7 protein-coding genes and 1 tRNA gene are annotated in these 5,693 nt (G+C 42.5%); 5 read left to right on the top strand and 3 right to left on the bottom strand.

The genetic code is table 11. From position 1 onward, the window contains the following. Window positions 1–315: 315 nt before the first annotated feature. Complete coding sequence (locus F6K20_RS21980; protein WP_081431819.1) at window positions 316–459, bottom strand: HNH endonuclease; 144 nt, start codon at window positions 457–459, stop codon at window positions 316–318. A gap of 290 nt (window positions 460–749) precedes the next feature. Between F6K20_RS21980 and F6K20_RS21975 the strand changes: the two genes are divergently transcribed. From F6K20_RS21975 to F6K20_RS40125, 3 genes are all read left to right on the top strand, one after another. After that, a complete protein-coding gene (locus F6K20_RS21975) occupies window positions 750–908 on the top strand; it encodes a hypothetical protein (protein ID WP_154659987.1) in 159 nt (52 codons plus the stop codon). 67 nt (window positions 909–975) lie between these two features. After that, window positions 976–1,173: a hypothetical protein gene (locus F6K20_RS21970; RefSeq protein ID WP_008191272.1), complete on the top strand. Its 198-nt coding sequence runs from the start codon at window positions 976–978 to the stop codon at window positions 1,171–1,173. 937 nt (window positions 1,174–2,110) lie between these two features. Then, entirely contained in the window at window positions 2,111–2,251 is a 141-nt protein-coding gene (locus F6K20_RS40125; RefSeq protein WP_131827285.1) for a transposase, read from the top strand. Window positions 2,252–2,341: 90 nt separating this feature from the next. Here F6K20_RS40125 and F6K20_RS21965 read toward each other — a convergent pair whose 3' ends face one another. Beyond that, a complete protein-coding gene (locus F6K20_RS21965; protein WP_287296017.1) occupies window positions 2,342–2,539 on the bottom strand; it encodes a hypothetical protein in 198 nt (65 codons plus the stop codon). Between the two features lie 167 nt (window positions 2,540–2,706). Next, a tRNA-Gly gene (locus F6K20_RS21960) sits at window positions 2,707–2,778 on the bottom strand. 404 nt (window positions 2,779–3,182) lie between these two features. On the opposite strand from F6K20_RS21960, the gene F6K20_RS21955 reads away from it, so the two are divergent. Next, entirely contained in the window at window positions 3,183–4,058 is an 876-nt protein-coding gene (locus tag F6K20_RS21955) for an Npun_R2479 family HD domain-containing metalloprotein (RefSeq protein ID WP_008191277.1), read from the top strand. Between the two features lie 155 nt (window positions 4,059–4,213). Next, a complete protein-coding gene (locus F6K20_RS21950) occupies window positions 4,214–5,284 on the top strand; it encodes an ABC transporter permease (RefSeq protein WP_008191278.1) in 1,071 nt (356 codons plus the stop codon). Window positions 5,285–5,693: the final 409 nt, after the last annotated feature.

Here is a 5,693-nt window from a genome sequence, read left to right as displayed (position 1 = left end):
TAGAGGTGCGACCCGTGGCGAATTTAATTCGCCAACGGAAAGCGCACCTAAGCGGTCTTGGGGGTTTCCCCCACTCGCTATTGCATCAAGAAGCGCAAGAGTTTGACTTCTGACAAATGACTTCTGCTATACCTTAGGGAAAGCGGGGATGAAATGGTTTTCTAGTGACATACTCCCGACGCTGACAAGCACGGTACAGCGCGGGCTTCATTAAACTAAGCCAGTGAGTCACCTCTGACTCGTCTTCAAAAACGTACGTGATACTTTCGCATCATACGGCTCATCATTACAGTACAATCCTTGACATTGGCTCCTCTAGAACGGATTTTCATCTAACTCTTTTGAGTTGGTTTTGCTTCCGTGTTTGGCATCATGGCAATGTAGGTGTAATAATTCGAGATTTTTGTCTGAATTATTTCCATCCAGTGCGCGTGGTATTATATGGTGCTTTTCCAACAAATCTCCATCTCTGTTCGCGAAGCGTCGGCTACGCCGAAGGTAAGACCACTGCGGAGTGCATTTCCGGAAACGAAACCTAAGATAGGGTCGCCTTACTACAAAAGCGCCGTTACCTTTTACCCATAACCTACCAACGTTTGAAGTTACCCTATCTTAGGGTAACTTCAAACCCTTCTTGCCGTTTCAAAAGCCTTCCCGGAGACGAAACCTTAGAGAGGGTCGCCTTATTAAGCCCACCTACTTACGTCGTGTTTTATTGTATATTAATTACGAAGAGTATTCGATGTGCCTTGCGCGCATTCTTGAATGTACAACCAGCTTCTGGAGAAACCATTGGCTTAGACGGCAAAGTCCTTAAAGGTTCAGATCAGATTGAAAACGATAATCCCAATTCCGACTCCCAAGGAGACGAAACCTTAGAGAGGGTCGCCTTATTTCATATAACTTAAAACTATTACCCATAACCTGTTCCTATAAAGGCGACCCTCTCTTACGGTAACTTCAAACCCAGCAATTATGTTGGTCAGTTCTTACATTGTTGAGCGGGGCTTGATTTTAGAACCCTTTGAAGTTGATGCCAAAACCAACGAAATTAAAGCTTTACCAGAGTTGCTCAAGAAACTGGCTCTAAAAGGAGTTGTCAATGCCAATGATGCTATTAATACCCAAAAAAAACTTGTGAATTTATCGTCAACAGTGGCAAGGATTATATAGCTGCTTTAAAAGGTAACCAACCAAGTCTATTTCAAGATGTTAAAACAAATTTTAGACCGGAATGGCTCTTCCGGCAATATGGTGTAAAATGTAGCTAGTAATACTAAATGCTGTTAACCGACGGATGGACTTTCATCTAGATATAGCAGTCGCCAGGGTAATTAGGACATGACAAAAGTCTCAAACTACAGTATGGCAAGAGTTTAACTTCTGACTTCTGACTTCTGACTTCTGACTTCTGCTATACTTTGTTAAATTTACCGAATGTAACCGTGTTCACTTCTTATAAAAAAGAATAATTTATAATATTGAATTTGGATTTATTAAATGAAGTAATTAACTGTCCTAAGTGTCAAATTTATACGAATGACATTAATCAAAATCGACCAATTTTAGTGCGAGATTTATCCATATAGCGCTTTTTAGCCTCATCAGGTACACATATTTTTTTCCCTCTTCCCTCTTCCCTCTTCCCTGCTCCCTGCTTCCTGCTCCCTAAAACCTTAGGTGCGCTTTCCGTTGGCGAATTAAATTCGCCACGGGTCGCACCTCAAAAACTTGTACCTTACTAGATTAAAAACCGCTATATGTGGGCAAGGAGTATACTTACAAGTGCCTCGTCGTCAATTTTATTGTTGTCACTGTCAAAACTACTCAACTGAACCTTTAAGCTTTATATAAATGGGTCGTAATTATACAAAAATGGATGAATAATATATCTATAATAAAGTTCAAGAATTAACAGTGGCACAAGTAAGCAAAAATGAACAATTAAGTCAAGAAAAAGTCGAAAAAATTTTTAAAATAATCCATAAGCAAAAAAAAATACTGGGTAACTCCACAACGGTTAAATATAGATGAATTTAGTCGAGCAAAAGGAAAAATAAAATTTGTTACCGTTGTTTGTGATATTGATAACAGTTATTTATTATAAGTAATTGACTCTCATAAGAGTGAAGAAATTATAGAAGTACTCAAGGAGCAACCTATTGCAATCAGGGGAAAAATCAAAGAAGTCAGTGTAGATATGTGGGGTGGATTTCAGAAAGTTGTCAAGGAAGTTTTTCCGTTCGCGTAGCGTGCGCGTAGCGCAAATGCTAATCTGGGAATAGATAGATTTCATGTCATAAAATTAGTTAACAAATCTCTGAACAAAATTCGCCTAGAGTTAGAGGGAATGGGGAATGGGGAATGGGGAATGGGGAATGGGGAATGGGGAATGGGGAATGGGGAATGGGGAATGGGGAATGGGTAATGGGTGATGGGTAATGGGTAATGGGTAATAGGTAATAGGTAATAGGGGGAGCATGTCACTAATGCCTAATATTTGTACATTATCTATAGCCCCCTCATGGGTAAAAGCCAAGCTGATCTGGTAAATAGTTCATCTGTTCTGCAACTAAGACCGGCTCAATAACATGATTTTTGTTGTTTTGTCAAGTAGTTCATTTGTTAGGCTTATTTGACCTGCTCCCCATCAAGACAGCGTGCCCGTAGCGCATTAGCTGACCGCTGAATGCTTACAAATCAACAAGCGGGTGATCGGACTCGAACCGACGACGTTCAGCTTGGGAAGCTGACATTCTACCACTGAATTACACCCGCAAACCTTTAACTATTATTTAACTATTATTGGTATTATAGCAGTTCTTAATTGGGTCAGGTACTTCACCCGATTGAGCATTGCTAGATCAAGTGCGCAAGAATACCCATCATAAAGAAGATTGATAGGGAGATGGGGCAGATTTTTATTAAGGTTAATTACCCGGACAGGATCTGATCGGGGCCTTCAGCTTGGCTTTTTGGTAAGCTGTAGACAAAGATTAGCCTTCCCCATTGCTGCTAGTATAGCGCCCAAGGATCACTTAGTAATGCTTTGAGGTGTTAACCCTAAGCGAGCTATACAAAAGGTTAAACTACCAAAAATTTAAATCTACCAAACTAGTAAAACTAAGCCAGTGTCATGGGAATACTGGACTTTGTCTTAGCATTTAAGTCAATCAAAAATCATGTTTAACACCACTGAAATTCTAATTAACGCCTTTGTTATAAGACTCCGGGAAGGCTACCGCCGAACTTACGGGGGACTCAACCCTGACAACGAAGATATAATTGCTTGGGCTGGCAGCATGGCAATGGAAAATATTGCCAACAGTGATGCCCTCTATCACAATGTGGAACACTCCATCCTAGTTACCCTCGTCGGACAAGAGATTTTGCGAGGCAAACATATCCGTGAAGGTGGTGTAACTCCTGATGATTGGTTACACTTTATCATTTCTTTGGCATGTCATGATATTGGCTATGTTAAAGGAGTATGTCGCCAAGACCGAGAAAATGAACGACTCTACGCTACTGGTCAACATGGGGAGATGGTTCATTTACCCCAAGGCTCTACCGATGCTGCTCTGACGCCTTATCATGTCGATCGGGCAAAATTATTTATTGATGAGCGCTTTGGTGGTCACAACCTGATTGATGCCGAGTTTATCAAGCGCAACATTGAACTGACTCGTTTCCCTGTGCCGAAGCAAGGGGATCATCAAGATACAGGTAACTATCCTGGATTAATTCGCGCCTCTGACTTGATTGGTCAACTGAGTGACCCACGCTATCTCAAAAAAACTAGTGCTTTGTTCTATGAGTTTGAAGAAACTGGATTTAACAAAACCATTGGGTACCTCCATCCTGGAGATCTGCGGCAAGGCTACTCTAAGTTTTACTGGAATGGGGTATACCCTTATATTCAGGATGCCTTGCGTTACCTATCCTTAACTCAGGAAGGTCAACAAATTACGGCTAATCTCTTCTCCAATGTCTTTGTGGTCGAACACTCACACAATCACAATGGACTGGGGAAAATGACACAAAAGGTTAATGTATAATCAGAAATTATGAACGGTGTTGAGTGAAGGGTGTTGAGTGAAGGGTGATTGGATCAGATTTCGATACCATCTTTGTATGGGTGAAACATAGCTAATGCAAGATACGCCCATACAAAGTAAACACGAGGTGCTTTTCGCGCTTTCGGAATAATCCTATGAACTGGTGGCAAAAACTTACCAAGAACCCTCTCGCCCGTTTTGGGGCATTGCTATTATTGACTTTTTATCTAATTGTCATTGCAGCAGATGTTGTTGCTCCCTATGATCCTTATGTGTCTCAGCCAGATGGTTCCCTGCTACCACCTACCAAGATCTACTGGCGTAACCAGCAAACCAAAGAGTTTATTGGTCCCCATGTATATCCCACAACCCAAGGACCAACGGATTTAGAGACAGGCGATCGCAAACTGATTGTAGACTGGCAAAAGCCGTCGCCAGTGGGTCTATTTGTTCCAGGTCGGGAGTATAAGTTGTTTGGAGCGATTCCCTTCAACCGTCACCTGTTTGGTACGGTGGGTGAGGGGAAGATTAATCTATTAGGTACCGATGAGCAAGCTCGTGATCAGTTTAGTCGCTTGGTGTATGGGGGTCGGATTAGTCTTAGTATTGGTCTAGTCGGAATTGCGATCTCCTTTCCCCTTGGTCTAATCATTGGGGGAATTTCCGGCTATTTCGGCGGCTGGGTAGATGGGATCATCATGCGTCTGGTAGAAGTTTTGATGACTATTCCTGGTATTTACCTACTCGTCGCCTTAGCGGCTGTGCTACCACCTGGTCTAACTAGTGCGCAACGGTTTTTATTAATTGTTCTGATTACCTCGTTTATTAGCTGGTCTGGCTTAGCACGAGTGATCCGAGGACAGGTGTTATCGATTAAGGAGCGGGAATTTGTCCAAGCTGCCAAAACTATGGGGGCGAATCCCTTCTATATCATTGTACGCCACGTTCTGCCCCAGACAGCTTCCTATGTGATTATATCAGCAACCTTGGCAGTTCCTGGTTTCATTGTGGCCGAGTCGGTGCTGAGTTTGATTGGATTGGGAATTCAGCAACCGGATCCGTCCTGGGGAAATTTGTTGTCTTTGGCAACCAATGCCTCAATCATCGTGCTACAGCCTTGGTTGATTTGGCCGCCAGCACTGCTGATTATTCTGACGGTGTTGGCGTTTAATTTACTTGGGGATGGTTTGCGGGATGCTCTCGATCCCAGAAGTTTACAGCGCTAGCTATTGAAATACTCAAGGGGGAAGGATCGGTCGAGTCTGGAAAAAGCCTTTTTTTCTCGGTTCAATCATCAACCTTGCTCCCCTTGAACTATAGCCCTCACCACAATAGTCCGAAGGATTCAGTTTTAACAAAACATCTCAGGGAACAATAATATTAGAAATGGAATGTTTTGTGGCTGTGTTTACCCATTATCAAATACTTACTGGCTCAGACAATAATATATAAAATACAAACCCAATCCAGAGCAAAGAAGAAGAGCACGGCAATTATAGCGTTGATCACAGTTATGAGGTACAGTATTCTTTGAAGCTGATTCCCTGTTAGGTGCGCTTTCCGCATCTAATGATTAAATTCGCTCAAGGTGCGCGCCTCCTAGGCCGGGTTCCCCGGCCAGGGTCGCACCTTCGA

This window comes from Moorena sp. SIO2C4 (assembly GCF_010672485.1).
Classification (GTDB): domain Bacteria; phylum Cyanobacteriota; class Cyanobacteriia; order Cyanobacteriales; family Coleofasciculaceae; genus Moorena; species Moorena producens.
This window is presented reverse-complemented; position numbering and strand designations above follow the sequence as displayed.

Excerpts from the sequence above, each read along its gene's own strand:
- F6K20_RS21955 (WP_008191277.1), top strand. The coding sequence starts at position 3,183 with ATGTTTAACACCACTGAAATTCTAATTAACGCCTTTGTTATAAGACTC.
- F6K20_RS21970 (WP_008191272.1), top strand. The coding sequence starts at position 976 with ATGTTGGTCAGTTCTTACATTGTTGAGCGGGGCTTGATTTTAGAACCC.
- F6K20_RS21950 (WP_008191278.1), top strand. The coding sequence starts at position 4,214 with ATGAACTGGTGGCAAAAACTTACCAAGAACCCTCTCGCCCGTTTTGGG.